Origin of the sequence: Clostridium manihotivorum, from assembly GCF_004015185.1 — a bacterium.
GTDB lineage: Bacteria > Bacillota > Clostridia > Clostridiales > Clostridiaceae > Clostridium_AR > Clostridium_AR manihotivorum.
The window spans coordinates 4,748,766-4,763,118 of the sequence record NZ_CP025746.1 but is presented as its reverse complement, the minus strand read 5'-3'; the positions used below and the strand labels follow the sequence as shown (position 1 = coordinate 4,763,118).

The 14,353-nt window shown below is 30.9% G+C and carries 13 protein-coding genes and 2 other annotated features; of the genes, 6 read left to right on the top strand and 7 right to left on the bottom strand.

Features of this window, described 5'->3' with window-relative positions; genetic code table 11:
* Nucleotides 1-119 precede the first annotated feature (119 nt).
* Complete coding sequence (locus C1I91_RS21415; RefSeq protein ID WP_128214702.1) at nucleotides 120-731, bottom strand: histidine phosphatase family protein; 612 nt, start codon at nucleotides 729-731, stop codon at nucleotides 120-122.
* Between the two features lie 395 nt (nucleotides 732-1,126).
* Nucleotides 1,127-1,416 (top strand) — a binding site (T-box leader).
* 257 nt (nucleotides 1,417-1,673) lie between these two features.
* Between C1I91_RS21415 and C1I91_RS21410 the strand changes: the two genes are divergently transcribed.
* On the top strand, nucleotides 1,674-2,153 hold the full coding sequence (locus C1I91_RS21410; RefSeq protein WP_128214701.1) for an Lrp/AsnC family transcriptional regulator: 480 nt from the start codon (nucleotides 1,674-1,676) through the stop codon (nucleotides 2,151-2,153).
* Nucleotides 2,150-3,319, top strand: coding sequence for an aminotransferase class I/II-fold pyridoxal phosphate-dependent enzyme (locus tag C1I91_RS21405; protein WP_128214700.1), 1,170 nt, complete (start codon nucleotides 2,150-2,152; stop codon nucleotides 3,317-3,319). The genes C1I91_RS21410 and C1I91_RS21405 overlap by 4 nt, the downstream gene beginning before the upstream one ends.
* Nucleotides 3,320-3,634: 315 nt before the next feature.
* On the opposite strand, the gene C1I91_RS21400 is transcribed toward C1I91_RS21405, so the two are convergent.
* Nucleotides 3,635-4,423, bottom strand: a complete 789-nt coding sequence (locus C1I91_RS21400) for a lipid II flippase Amj family protein (protein WP_128214699.1) — start codon at nucleotides 4,421-4,423, stop codon at nucleotides 3,635-3,637.
* 421 nt (nucleotides 4,424-4,844) lie between these two features.
* On the opposite strand from C1I91_RS21400, the gene C1I91_RS21395 reads away from it, so the two are divergent.
* The gene (locus C1I91_RS21395; protein WP_128214698.1) at nucleotides 4,845-5,621 is read left to right on the top strand and encodes a peptidoglycan-binding protein; all 777 of its coding nucleotides are present in this window, start codon (nucleotides 4,845-4,847) and stop codon (nucleotides 5,619-5,621) included.
* A gap of 109 nt (nucleotides 5,622-5,730) precedes the next feature.
* On the opposite strand, the gene C1I91_RS21390 is transcribed toward C1I91_RS21395, so the two are convergent.
* Together C1I91_RS21390 and C1I91_RS21385 are read right to left on the bottom strand one after the other, a co-directional pair.
* On the bottom strand, nucleotides 5,731-6,003 hold the full coding sequence (locus C1I91_RS21390; protein WP_128214697.1) for a barstar family protein: 273 nt from the start codon (nucleotides 6,001-6,003) through the stop codon (nucleotides 5,731-5,733).
* Between the two features lie 214 nt (nucleotides 6,004-6,217).
* Nucleotides 6,218-6,673 (bottom strand): ribonuclease, encoded by a 456-nt coding sequence (locus tag C1I91_RS21385; RefSeq protein WP_128214696.1) that lies wholly within the window; start codon nucleotides 6,671-6,673, stop codon nucleotides 6,218-6,220.
* A 501-nt stretch (nucleotides 6,674-7,174) separates the two neighbouring features.
* Here C1I91_RS21385 and C1I91_RS21380 point away from each other — a divergent pair.
* Entirely contained in the window at nucleotides 7,175-7,630 is a 456-nt protein-coding gene (locus C1I91_RS21380) for a GNAT family N-acetyltransferase (RefSeq protein ID WP_128214695.1), read from the top strand.
* 105 nt (nucleotides 7,631-7,735) lie between these two features.
* Here C1I91_RS21380 and trhA read toward each other — a convergent pair whose 3' ends face one another.
* Nucleotides 7,736-8,377: a PAQR family membrane homeostasis protein TrhA gene (trhA, locus tag C1I91_RS21375; protein ID WP_128214694.1), complete on the bottom strand. Its 642-nt coding sequence runs from the start codon at nucleotides 8,375-8,377 to the stop codon at nucleotides 7,736-7,738.
* Nucleotides 8,378-9,202: 825 nt separating this feature from the next.
* On the opposite strand from trhA, the gene C1I91_RS21370 reads away from it, so the two are divergent.
* On the top strand, nucleotides 9,203-9,529 hold the full coding sequence (locus tag C1I91_RS21370) for a hypothetical protein (protein ID WP_128214693.1): 327 nt from the start codon (nucleotides 9,203-9,205) through the stop codon (nucleotides 9,527-9,529).
* A 235-nt stretch (nucleotides 9,530-9,764) separates the two neighbouring features.
* On the opposite strand, the gene ygiD is transcribed toward C1I91_RS21370, so the two are convergent.
* Nucleotides 9,765-10,541, bottom strand: coding sequence for a 4,5-DOPA-extradiol-dioxygenase (gene ygiD, locus C1I91_RS21365; protein ID WP_128214692.1), 777 nt, complete (start codon nucleotides 10,539-10,541; stop codon nucleotides 9,765-9,767).
* Between the two features lie 496 nt (nucleotides 10,542-11,037).
* Here ygiD and C1I91_RS21360 point away from each other — a divergent pair, with 496 nt between their 5' ends.
* Complete coding sequence (locus C1I91_RS21360; RefSeq protein ID WP_128214691.1) at nucleotides 11,038-11,496, top strand: NUDIX hydrolase; 459 nt, start codon at nucleotides 11,038-11,040, stop codon at nucleotides 11,494-11,496.
* Between the two features lie 243 nt (nucleotides 11,497-11,739).
* Here the strand turns inward: C1I91_RS21360 and yjeM are convergent, their stop codons facing one another.
* Nucleotides 11,740-13,224 carry a glutamate/gamma-aminobutyrate family transporter YjeM gene (gene yjeM, locus C1I91_RS21355; RefSeq protein ID WP_128214690.1) on the bottom strand — a complete coding sequence of 495 codons (1,485 nt, stop codon included), beginning with the start codon at nucleotides 13,222-13,224 and terminating at the stop codon, nucleotides 11,740-11,742.
* Between the two features lie 633 nt (nucleotides 13,225-13,857).
* Nucleotides 13,858-14,090: a binding site (T-box leader), on the top strand.
* Nucleotides 14,091-14,353: the final 263 nt, after the last annotated feature.

Here is a 14,353-nt window from a genome sequence, read left to right as displayed (position 1 = left end):
TGGCAATTCAAGCTTAACATATTTGGAAGCAGCTATGCTATTTTTGTGTAAAAATTTTAATAAGTAATTTATGGATTTATATCCATAGAAAGTTTTCTCAAATTAACGCACAAGTCAAGTTACTTAAGATGGTTCAAATCATTTACTGAAACTATTCTAGGTTCAAAGATTTCATTAAAGCTTAGCTCATTTATTGAGGTGTTACCTAAAAGCAGCTTATGGTACATGGTCATCTTCCAGTCAAAAAGTCCGATAAGAGCAGCTTTTATTATGCCTCCATGTGCAACTATAACTATTTTAGAACTTTGATTTTCTTCAACAATTTTTAAAACAGCTTTCTTAGCTCTATCACAAGCAGCTTTTATAGAAAGTTCACCACCGCAAATAGGCCCTACTAGTTCATCTTCACGCCACTTTAAAAACTCCTGAGAATAAGTTTCCTTTATTTCTGTTAAGGTAAGACCTTCCCAATCACCAAAATTTATTTCTCTTAAGTTAAATTCTTCAATCGGAGTTATAGCAGTACCTTCGCAAATAGTTTCTGCAGTCTTTTTAGCTCTCATAAGAGGGCTTGTATAAACTATATCAAAGGAATCTTTTAATCTTTCTTTTAACTTTTTTGCTTGAACCATTCCGTTATCTGACAGTTCTATGTCAATGCATCCTTGAAATCTTCCTTCGGTATTCCATTTTGTTTCACCATGTCTTACTAGATATAAAGTTGTTTTCATTATAATCCCCCGATAGCTAAGTGATAAATTTATTATAAATAATCTTAACATAATAAGAGTTGAATTCCAAATTGAATATGAATAATGGAGAAACTTGAACTATTAAGAGATGTTATAAGTAACTTTATTGAATTATATAAGAGAACTAAATAGTTTTTTTGTTTAACCAAACAATATTATCGGATGAATTTATTCATAATTATGAAAAATTAAAATGAACTGGAACATCTGTAGAACAAAAAAGCGTAGGACACAAAATTAATTCATTTTAAGATTACTTAGGGTATTATTATTCTATGAAAGTAAGAAAGAGTTTTTTACTAAAGGAATAAAGTTTTTGTGAAAGTATTGATTGTTTATTATTTTGCGAGTATAATAAATAAAAATTGTAAATGACAAAGGTGTTGAAAAGAAAGAGTACACTTAGTGTTTTGCTTAAAGAGAGTTGTAGATGGTGGAATTACAACAGAAAAGCTTAGTGGAAGCAGTCTTGGAGTCTCTTGTTGAGAAATAAGATTAACTTTTAATCTTAATTAGATAAAGACGTAACCTCACGTTATAGAGGAATGGAATTAAAGTATTCAATTAGAAATATCCGTTTCTAAAAAGAATGTTTTATTCCTACTAAGAGAGTGCTTATGCGCTAATTAGGGTGGTACCGCGAATATACTCCTTCGTCCCTTTTATAGGGATTGAAGGGGTTTTTTATTTTTTACTGTCTATGCAATTAGAAAATTTTCTATTAGCTTAACATAGCGTTATAAAGACTTTGGAGTAGCTGTTTTTTGTAAATAGTAAAAAAAAATTATGTCGCCTGCCAGAATTTCTTCACATTCGTTCAGAAAAGGCAGATGCGAAAAAAGCTTACTGAAGAATGTCGCTTAAGCGATTTTTTTATTAATATATACGAAAATTATAATTATATTAAAGGAGGTTTTATCAATGGATGAAATTCTTGAAATCTTAGAAAAGAACAGTAAATATACGGCTGAGGAGATAGCTGTTATGACGGGGAGATCCCCTGAAGAGGTTGAGAAAACCATAAAAAAATATGAAGATGATAATATAATTGTTGGTTACACAACTTTGATAAATTGGGAAAAAACTCACAAGGATAGTGTTACAGCCTTAATTGAAGTAAGAGTTAGTCCTCAAAGAGGAGAAGGCTATGATAAGGTTGCAGAAAGGATATATAAGTTTCCAGAAGTAAAAGCCTGTTATTTAATGTCTGGAGGTTTTGATTTGACAGTGATAGTAGAAGGCAAAAGTCTGAAGGAGGTTTCGCTTTTTGTTTCTGAAAAGCTTGCGGTTCAAGAAAATGTATTGAGTACAGCTACTCATTTCGTGTTGAAGAAGTATAAAGATAATGGAACTATTTTTGAAGAAAAGACTAGAGATGATAGGGAGGACATATTTATATGATGCTTGAAGATATGATTTTAAAAAGGGTTAAAAATATGCCTCCTTCTGGTATAAGAAAGTATTTTGATTTGATTAATGAAATGGAGGGGGTAATTTCATTAGGTATTGGTGAACCTGATTTTGTTACTCCTTGGAATATAAGAGAAGCGGGAATATATTCTTTGGAAAAGGGGCATACTCATTACTCCTCAAATGCTGGATTTATGGAGCTTAGAGAAGAGATATCTAGTTACCTAGAGCAAAAATATCAACTACAGTATGATCCTAAAGATCAGATAATAGTTACAGTTGGGGGTAGTGAAGGTATTGATATAGCCCTTAGAGCTCTAGTAGGTCCTGGAGATGAAGTTATTATACCGGAGCCTAGTTTTGTAGCTTACAAAGGATGCACTACATTTACTGGAGCAACTCCTGTTGTTATAAATTTGAGAGCTGAAGATCAATTTAAGCTTACTGTAGATTTGTTAGAGGAAGCAATTACTGAAAAAACTAAGGTTTTGATTGTTCCGTTTCCTAACAATCCAACTGGAGCTATAATGACAAGAGAAGAGTTAGAACCAATAGTTAATTTTTTAAAGGATAAGGATATAATAATACTCTCAGATGAAATTTATTCAGAACTATCCTATGGTGATAAGCATGTTTCTATAGCTAGCTTCCCAGAAATAAAAGATAAAACTATTGTTATAAATGGATTTTCTAAAGCATTTGCTATGACAGGCTGGAGATTAGGTTATGTTTGCGGTCACTCTGTTTTAATAGAAGCTATGAAGAAAATACACCAGTATGCAATAATGAGTTCGCCTACTACAGCTCAATACGGAGCAATAGAAGCCTTAAAGAATTGTGATGATGATGTACAAGAGATGGTGAGAGAATATAATAGAAGAAGAAGGGTTATGTTAAATGCTTTTAATGAGATGGGCCTTGAATGTTTTGAGCCTTTAGGTGCTTTTTATGTATTTCCTTGTATTAAGTCTACAGGGCTAACCTCTGATGAATTTTGCGAAAGGTTACTCTTAGAAGAAAAGGTATTAGTGGTGCCTGGAAATGCTTTCGGAGCTTGTGGAGAAGGTTTTGTAAGAGCTTGTTATGCCACATCCATGGATGAAATAATGGAGGCAATGAAGAAGATGAAGAGGTTTATTTTAAAGCTAAGTAAATGATAAAGTACTTTCTTGAAATTAGGGATAATCGATTTATTTATAGCTGTTTTTGTAAGACCGTAAAATACACTTCTATAAAGACTGTTGTTAGCTCCCTTTGATAAGTGAAGTATTACTTTTGAAGAAGGGCTTACTGCCTTTATTGTGTTGTAACATTAAAAAAAGACGTTCAATAAGATATTTCTTATACACGAACGTTCTTTTTTTTCTTTATATAACATTTATAAGACTTTAGAAACTATAATTTAGGAGCAACAAATATAACTTAAGCTTTCATAAAGGTTGCCCATATATTGATAAACCTATCAATCTTAGTTATTTATATATAAGAGACAACAGCCTAGCTGATGGAACTAAAAATAACTGACCTAAAAGAGTACCGATAAGCTTAGTACCTATGAGCATTATAACCAAAGCTTTTACGTCTCCGTACTCTCTTTTTCCTCTATAAGCTTCATCTGTTATAACAGCAGATTTTGGATCTATAAAAAGGGTTAGCATGATAGTTGCAATACCGTTTATAAGTCCTGAGGATTGAGCTATGGTAGCTGCCTTTTGTGGCAAATATATAACTGCATAATTTGATGAAAGTACTCCTATAGTATATATACCAGTTATAAATGCATTTAAAAGTAATAGCCTTTTTGGTATGTTTTTATATCTTAGATTATCAAGCATGGATTTTTTAGGCTTTATAGTGTTTTTAGCAATCCTTTTAATATTACTTACACTAAGTGATTGTACTACAAGACTAGGAATAGAACCGCTAACTTCTAACTTTGCCATAGCTACCCCAAAGAGCTTTAGAAATGTAGGGATTAGTACTATGGCCATAAGGGTTCCTCCTGAAGCTGCAAATATGATTCCACGAACCTGCATAAGTGGATCATATTTATGGCTTATGCTAGAGTCGATTAGTGAACCTATTAAAGGCCCCTGAAAGGTGTTAGCTGTTCTTGAGACTAAGACAATTATGTTAAATAAAGAGGTTGACAAAGCAAAATTACCGCTCTTCACTGAGTTTAGTCTTACAGAGTAAGATAATGTATCGATAAAATGAATTACCAGGGTCAAGGCTATAAGAAATATGTATTTGTTAGACATAAATGAGCTCCTCTATTAAAGAATAGTTTTGTTATATAAAGGGAACCTTTATGAAAACTAAATTTATAACAAGTATAAATTAATAGTTGAAGTTGTTTCCCTATATATAGGTATCCTTTACGAAAACTTAATTTATAAATGTTCGATAATACCGGCTTCTGGGGACTATCGGGCATATATAAATTAATAGTTGAAGTTGGATGCCTATACATTAATTGTAAGATTAAAGAGTTATTTAGTAATTATAGCATAATATAAAGTTTTTATATGTATTATGTAAAGTGTTTACAATAAGTTAACTATACAGATTTTTTTAAGCTTGTCCTAATGTTTATAGTAGTAGCACATTTATTAGGGAGATGCATATATTAGATTATGGTATACAAAATATACCATAATATAAGGGTAAGGAGTTGCTGCTATGATTAAGCTTGGAAGCACTGGTGTTGAAGTAACCAAGTTACAAGAGAATCTAATGACCTTGGGGTATAAGGTAGGTACTTCTGGAGCTGATGGAAGTTTTGGAAGGGCTACCAATGAGGCTGTATTAGAGTTTCAGAAAGACAACAACTTGAAGCCAGACGGAATAGTTGGTGATATTACTGAAGAGGAGATATACAAAGCAATATTAAACAATAAAGCTAAGCTGAGCCAGAGTTTAGGAGAGAGAGCTACAAGCATCTATATAGGTGGAGAGCAACTTAGAACTATCGGCTGGAAAAATGTTAATATCAATATAATTACGGACTTAAATCATTGTCTCCAAAAATATGAAATAATAACACTGCCAAGGATATGGCATTTTATAAGTCAATGTAGTTATGAATCTGGATTAGGTCTATATACTAAGGAAATTGGTAGCGGACTTGCCTATGAATACAGATCAAATTTAGGCAATAGATATGCTGGTGATGGTCCTAAGTATAAGGGAGCTGGATATATACAGCTAACAGGCTATGACAATTATGTAAGATTTGCTGAAGATATTGATGATCCAAGAGTTATGGAAGGTGCAGATTATGTCTCGGTGATGTATCCTTGGATGAGTGCAGGTTTTTGGTGGCATTCGAATAGTATGAATGATTTATGTGATAAAGGAGCCACTGTAGAGGAAGTTACCTTAAGAGTAAACGGAGGATATAGTGGACTAGAAACTAGAAGAAAGTATTATGATTTATGTGTTAGTGTAATCAATTAGATTTTAGTTTGCTAGATATACATTAAATAATTATGGCTAAGGAGTTTTTTTCTCCTTAGCCATTTAATTTTATAACAATAATATATTATTTCCCACAGAGAAAAGTATTTTAAAATACCTCTACATCAAATTTTCCTTTTAATAGTTCTGAAGTTTTTAAAAGTATATTTAGTGTTTTGTCTGCATAATCACCTAGTAAATTTCGGCTTATATCAAAGTTTTTCCACTCTAAGGTAACGGGCAGTTTAATATCGCCAGTTAGGCAGTCCCAAAGGGCATCTAAGTTATTACCATAGTAATCTGGAAAATTAAATTCTGATTTAAGTATGGAATGAAGCTTTTCTCTATCGGTAATTGTTGAGCCGTCCAATACTATTTTCATATATCCATCTCCTTAATATAGGGAACCAACTTCAACTATTAATTTATACATGCCATAAAATCCCCAGAAGCCGGGATTTTATAACAAGTCTTAAGTAAGTTTTCATATAGGTTCCCTATAGAACCAATAGCTGCTCTTCTTATTATAGTCTAAATCAATGAAATGGTTAAGTTAGTATTTTAGTGTGCCACTTCATAATATATTTAGGAACTTTTTAATAATAACGAGTGAAAGTATTGTAATGGTCAGTAGTTCCGTATATTAAGCCATCATTAGAATATAGAAGCCTATCAGCACCTCTATGTCCACCATTATAGTTAATATCACATTCGTGCCAAACTCTACCAGACTTAGTTGGCAAAACTCTTTCAGAGTTTGTGAAAACATCGCCACCTATACTTTTACCAGGTGCATAGTCCCAAAGATCTTCTCCAGGTTCCCAACCTAAGGCGTAAGCTTGTGACTTTGTTATATAATTGCTTGGTAAGTGACCATAGGCATGGATATAATCTGCAACTCCTTGAAAATCATTTATTATAGCGTAGCTGCTATAAGAAGAAGTTGTAGCTGTATATGCCTTAGCAGAACTTGTGAAGTTTGTTACAAACACAGAGGCAAGCATAAAAGTGAATACTAAGAATAGATTAAATTTTCTAATTAGCTTTTTCATGTTATATCAGTCCTTTCTAATTTAATAAATAGGTAACGCATCTTATTCTAAGATTGGTTGTAGTATAAATATAAAATTAACTGTTGAGCCATAATATATTATTTTTGCTAGAAATATAACTTTGTTTTCATGTGATTTTAGTTACTTAGAAAAAGAAATGCATCACTTACAATAACAAATATACAGAAAAATGGCACCGATATAAAGAGTTTTTGTAAAATTTAACTTATTTTAACATAAAGCGTCTTCTGAATAATTTTTTATAAATTGTTTTTTATAGTTAATTTAGTGCACCTAATAAAGTTAATCATTAATATAACTATCAATTGAAGCTCGGTTATTGTTTTATAGTTTACTTTGATAGATTGTATCAAAAATAAAATATTATTATAATTAATTTGAACAATATTATTAAACATAGACTTAATTTAAAATAATTTGATTAGAATAGAAATGTAAAGGAGATATGAAGGGAGTTATAGGCACCTTCACAATGAGGATATGGAGAGTTATAGATACATTAATGGAGGAAAAGAATTTTTAGATAGTGTAGAACCATTATGGGAGTTGCTAAATGAATATCATAAAGAGAAATCTATAGACTTTAAAAGTCAGTATGAAAGCCTTAACTTTAATGAAAGGAAAAAGAAGCTACTGACTTCAAGAGCAATAAATATTGATATAGTTATAGACTCTTTTGATAATTATATAGGATACTGTATAAGTACGATCAGTCAGGATTCAATCGGAGAAGTAGACTCTCTATTTTTAAAATCAGGGGCTAGAAAGTACGGAATTGGTGATGAATTGATAAGAAGGGCTTTGGAGTGGTTAGAAAGTGATAATGTAAAGAAAAAAGTAATAACAGTAGCTGCTGGTAATGAAAATGTAATCAACTTTTATAATAAGTATGGGTTTAAAAAGCGTAGGATAGTATTGGAACTTGTTGAGGAGTAGTGTATCTCTACATATACTCTGAGAAAAATTTAGATACGCAAAAAGGCCGCTGAAGAAAGATAGCTTCAGCGGCTTTTTAATATTAACACCAATATAAAGCTTTTATTACTTCAAGTACAATAAACTTAAGATTGAGAAGTAGTGGAATACACTTCCTGCTATAACAAAAAGATGCCATATAGCATGATTATATTTAATTGAATCCTTTATGAAGAAGAATGCGCCTACAGTGTAGGAAACCCCACCTAAAACTAAAAATAAAAACCCGTAAAAAGGCATACTTATATAAAGAGGTTTAATAGCGAACATTATAAGCCAACCCATTACAACGTAGAGTACAGTAGAGAGTATTTCTCGTTTACCGGTATAAAAAGCCTTTAAAGTTATTCCTACTACTGTGCACCCCCATACAATACCGAAGATAGTCCAACCTACTGGTCCTCTTAAAGCTGTAAGACAAAACGGTGTATAGCTTCCAGCAATCAGTACAAATATGGACATATGGTCAAACTTTCTAAATAACCTTTTTACCTTCTTACCAGGTAAGCTGTGATATAAGGTCGATTCTAGATAAAGTATAACTAAGGTTGAGCCGTATATGGAAAAGCTTACTACATGCCAAGCAGTTCCTTTTAAGGCAGCTAGAACAATTCCTACAACCAAAGCTGCTATTGCAAATGCAGTTCCAATCCCGTGGGTTAGGGAATTCATTAATTCTTCTTTTTTAGTATAAAAATTATCTTCCATTGTGTAACTCCTTTCAAAATTCTTAAAGTATCAAAAATGTATGTACAATAAGATAACGTTTTTTACTGTAATGGAAAGCGTATAAATTTTTTCTAGCTTAACGATCTTAAGTCACTAGAATATTTATTTAGCAATACAGTAAAAAATAGAGCTTAATTGTTTTATATGAAATATCTTATTCAGATTTAATTTGCTACTTCATATTAAAATTTATATTTTCAAGTTCTCATCTCAAAATCCAGAGGAGTTTTGAAAATAGGTTTCGGATTGAAGTGCTACATTTTTAATTATATAAATAATATACAGGTTTATTTGTTGAGGTTCAATATAAAGGGTAATATATTTATAGTTTTGCCAATATTTCAAGTTATGAGTGAGTACTATTATAAAATAATTTATTTTATGTACAATTTTATCATGAGGATATAGCAGAAGGCTTTTAAATAAAGTATAATTTAAAGCGTAACTAATGACTAATGGTTAATAAAATTATTAGTTTAGTCCTAATAGAGAGAATTTCATGGATTTATAAACACCTATGCATTATATTTATTAAAGTATATATACTAAAATTATATTACTAAACAGATATAAATAGTAAATTAGAAATTGTATTAGTAATTTAATAAAAATTTTAAAATAAACTTTATTTGATTTAATATAGTAATATAATGTATTATATAGGTGGTAAAAATTTTATATTATAAGTGAAATAGTAGAGTCTTATCCTATGTGTATTTTACTGGGAACTAATCTAACATGAACCAGTATATAAATTATCTATAGGTTTAAAATAAGAATATCTCACTAAAGAGGGGTGCTAGAATGAAAACATTTCAATCGCTAATTAATGAAACTTTAGAAGCTGAAGATTTAGAGGAATTGGAAGCAGCAGCAGATTTATTCCAATTTGGTATAGAAAAAGGTTACTATAATAGAAGACAGGTAGATGAGTTTAACAATGCTTACTGGAGCGTAAAGAATAGATATCTAGCTTATGAAATTGCTGAAAAGGTTAAAGCAAATAAGTTAGATTTAATAACTATAGTTTCTAATGCTCCCGCTGAAATAAAGGAAAATAAAAATGAACTCTTAAACTATGTAAACGGTCGTATGAAAGCATTAAAAGGGAAGATAAGCGGAATTAAATAATATGTAGCTGCACCAACTGTTTTTAACTGTATAAGAAATTATACAGTTTTTTACTTTATAGGTGAGTATAAAGTTTTTTGATTGCTAAACCTAGTAATATCAAGGCTTTAGAACAGCTGTTTAGGGTAAAAAGTAAAGAAATATTATTCTCCTGCAGATTTTCCTCATATGCATTCGGAAAGGCATATGCGAAAAAAACTCACTAATGAAAGAAATTTTAGTGAGTCTTTTTCTTTTATGAAACTATAAAACTTCTCATAGATAATGAGCCGAATTCAATGCCTTCATGAAGAAAGCTTATACTTTCATCTGGTTCTTGAAGAGCAGCTATATATAGTAATGGTAGATAATGCTCATCCGTAGGTAAAGCTAATTTTTCTGTAATCCCCTGAGACTTGTAATTAATCAAGTTATGGTGATTATTGCTGATTAAAGAATTCGCGATATATTCGTCAAACTTCTTAGCCCATTCAAATGGACTATCAGAAGCTTCAAAATCCATCTTTCTTAAGTTATGAACAATGTTTCCACTGCCTAGAATCAAATAACCTTCATTTCTTAACTTATTTAGCTTTTTTCCTAAATTATAATGTTCTTCAGTTGTAAAAGCATGATTGAGGCTTAATTGAAAAGCTGGTACATCTGCATTGGGGTATAAATGTTTTAATATAGCCCATGAACCATGATCAAGGCCCCATTCCGTTGTAGATTTAACACCAAAGGCTTTTAAGTGTTCATAAGCTCTTAAGGCATATTCTGAAGAACCAGAGGGCTTATAGCTCACTTCATATAACTCTCTTGGGAATCCGTAAAAATCATATATTTGTTTAGGGGTATCTTGTATATCTATATAACTACCTTCTGTAAGCCAATGGGCTGATATAACTAATATTGCCTTAGGCTTTCCTATAGTTTCTCCTAGTTTATTAAGCATTTTTGTATATTCATTAGTTTCAATAGCGTTCATGGGGCTTCCGTGTCCGATGAAAAGTCCTGGTAATCTATCTTTCATAAATTTATCTCCTATCAATAATTACTTATAATTAGTTGGTTACTTTTTTATATATAATATACTAATACGATATAGTTTGCAACAATTTTTTATTTTTTTAAGAATTATATTTTAATAAAGTTGCGTATAGCGATGTATATAGGGATTAAATACATATATAAGAAAAATAATATTGATTTTTGAACAAGCTTATTAAAGCATCGGATGGCTAATAACTTAATTCAAACAGGTTACTTTAACGAGGAAAAATAATAAAAGGAAAAGTTATGATTAATATAAAAGATTACATATCTAAACTTTGTAAGTATTTAATAATTATATGTAGAAATTAGATATATTATTAGATAGAATAATATCTATATGGCTATAATTGTTAATATAACAAAAAATAGAGAGATTTATGCTTTAGAATTCTATTATTGAAAGATAGAAGAAAATTATAAATAGATATTGAATCCATACATCTTAAAAAACAATAAATCAACGAGGTGATAAGATGAAAAACTCAACCCTTTGCTACATAAGAAAGAATAATAGGACCCTTATGCTACATAGAGTAAAAAAGATAAATGATGTGCACGAAGGAAAATGGGTAGGGTTAGGCGGTAAAATGGAAAAAGGAGAGACTCCTGAGGAGTGCGTTAAGAGAGAAGTGTTGGAGGAAAGTGGATTAATAATAAAAAATCCATCTTTAAAAGGTCTGCTAACATTTCCTGCCTTCAAGGATGGCGAAGATTGGTATGTGTTCCTATTTTCCGCATCAGAATATGAGGGCGAGCTTACTGATTCCAATGAGGGCAATTTAAAATGGATTGATGACGAAGAGTTATTAATGCTTCCACTTTGGGAAGGAGATAAATTGTTTTTAAGTTGGATGAAGCAAGATAAATTCTTCTCAGCAAAGTTTGTTTACGAAGATGGTGAATTAAAAGAATCAAGCTGTATATTTTACTGATAAACTAGTATAAAATATTATTTTATTTAAAGCTACCAATATCAAGACTTTAGAACAGCTTGTTAGAGTAAATATGGCGAACCTATATGAAAACTTAATATTTGAAGTTGGTTCCCTATAGTAAAAAATAAATCTTATTCGCCTAAGAGAATTTCTTGATAAACGTTGAGAAAAAAAGTGCGCAAAAAAACGCTAAAGAAAATTACTTTAGCGTTTTTTCGTTATACTGTCATAATTAAAAGATTATCTTTGACTTCTTTCATATCTCCAGTACATTAATACGGATACGATAGTAAAGAATATAGGACCGCCTATCATCCAAAGTGTGGATTCTAAATCACCTTTTGTTGCAGGTTCTATTATAGTAAAGAAGTTAGCAAAACCTACGGTGAAAGTAACTATTATAGTAGCTATCAATGCAGTTGTATTGCTTTTGAAAACTGTAAATGGCTTCTTAATCTCTTCTTTTTTCTTAAAGGAAGCAAAAGCTCCTGAAATAAATAAGTAAGGTATAGTCATGGCAACGTTTGTCATAAGTACTAGTCTGCTGAAGAAAGCAGCTGCACCTTGACCACCAAAGGAAACCATCAATACAAATACAATAACTATTACACATTGAACATACATAGCATTCTTAGGAATACCATTTTCAACTTTACTCATGTTACCAGGCCATAATTTTGCAGGAGTTCCTTCTATTAATTGCTTTAATGGAGCATAGGATAAAGTGAAGAAGGCACCAGATAAAGCAAGGAACATAGAAAGACCAACAAATCTAGCAACCCAAGCGCCAAGTTGTAAAGCTGCAGCTTGATTTAAGTGGAAGCCAAGTCCTAATTGATATCCTAAGTTTTTCATTACTACATAAGCTACATTTCCCATGTGTACACCTTTTACTGAAAGAACATCTGTCCAGTTTGTAAAGATTCCACATAAGAATATTCCTAAGGAATAGCCTATTGCAATAACTATAGCAGCGATTGTTATTCCTTTAGGGAAAGTTACTTCTGCGTTCTCAGTTTCATCAACTAAACCACCAACTACTTCTATTCCACCATAAGCGAATATAGCGAAAACTAAGAAGGATAAAACTGATATAGAGCTTTGATATGAAGGATTTGGTGATGTAGTGAAGGCGCTAGAACTTATAGGCTCAGCCACATGACCTCCATTTGCAATTAGAACTACAACTGCACCAATTAATAAAACTATGTTTAATAAAGCTACCGCTGTTCCTCCAACGGAAGTTATCTTTGTTATTTTTTCTAAGCCTCTTGAAGCTGTAAAGGTAACCACTGAAATCCATATTACTCCAAGGATTCCTAAAGTTTGTGTGGATCCAAGACCAAATAATGACCAAGTAGCAGTAGTATCCTTACCAAATATTAAATTTGATAGTGGTATCCATATAGATGAGCATATATTAACCATCCAGATGATATAAGATGCATACCACATGAAAGTACCTATAAATGCATATCTAGGACCTACTGATTTCTCCATCCATGAATATATTCCACCTTTTTCATTTTTGAAAGCAGCACCATACTCTGCCATCATAAATGCAAATGGAATAAAGAATGTAATTGCTGATATTATGTACCAAGGAATTGCACTGTAGCCCATAAGATAAAATGATCTTGGCATGTTTGCAAATCCGAACACTGATGTAAATATCATTAAAATCAGTGGTACAAGAGTTAATTTCTTCTTGTTTGTGTTTTCCATTTTTCTCCCTCCATGAAACATAAAATTAAAAAAGATTTTAAAAATAAACTAACTACAAAATGAAAGTTTTATATATTTATATTGCAAATAACATTATATACTCTGATGTAACATAATCCATAATCGTTATGACTAAATAAATGGTTGATAAGTTACAAAATTATTAATAAAAAATTAACAACAAATCATTAAAAAAATTTTTATATTAAATAATCATCTTATTTTTAGCAAAAACAATAAATTTTATAAGAAAAATTGCGAGCTTAATATAAAAGTTATTATTAAAATCTATTTAATTCAATTTAAAATTGTTTGATAAAAATTAAGTTAAAATACCTAATTGATAAATAAGCACTCTAAAATACTATATTCAAATTAAAGTGTTAATGATACAGTGCTTAGATTAACTTAGGTTATGTATGTTCGAAAATCATGGCTTCTGAGGATTTTTACGGCATGCATAACTTAATAGTTGAAGTTGGGTTCCTATATAGGGAGCCTTTATGAAAACTTAATTTATAACAAGTATAAATTAATAGTTGAATTTGGTTCCCTATACGAAAAGAAGAAATAAAATATTTTAAAAATGTATTTACAAAATAAGGTTACTTTATTATAATAAATTCATAAAGTGATAAATCGATGAGTAAGAGTAGTAAGCGTACTGAAAGAATTACAGAGAGCTGCAGGCGGTGAGATGCAGTATTTAGACATAGGCTGAATGGACTTACGAGAGGGAGCCGAAAGTTTTAGTAGGTGACACGTATTCCCACGTTATAGGGATAGGATATTGTTATGTATCTGATTAAGAGATTACTTTTTGTTAAGTAAATTGAGGTGGCACCGCGATAATTATCGTCCTCTATATGCATTTTTTGCATGTAGGGGATTTTTTGTTTTTTAAAGATTTACTTTAAATATATAAATACCCGGGTTTCTATATCAATTTCAAAAAAATATTGTTTTTTACTGTCTATGGAATTATAAAAAAATATTAGCTAAACTTAGTGATATCAAGGGTTTAGAGTAGTAAGGCAACGACTTATGTACACTCTGATTTTAATCAGTGAAGGCTTCCTAATAGCAATTTTAATTTTTGCAATATTTTTAATTTTTAGATAAAGAGGTG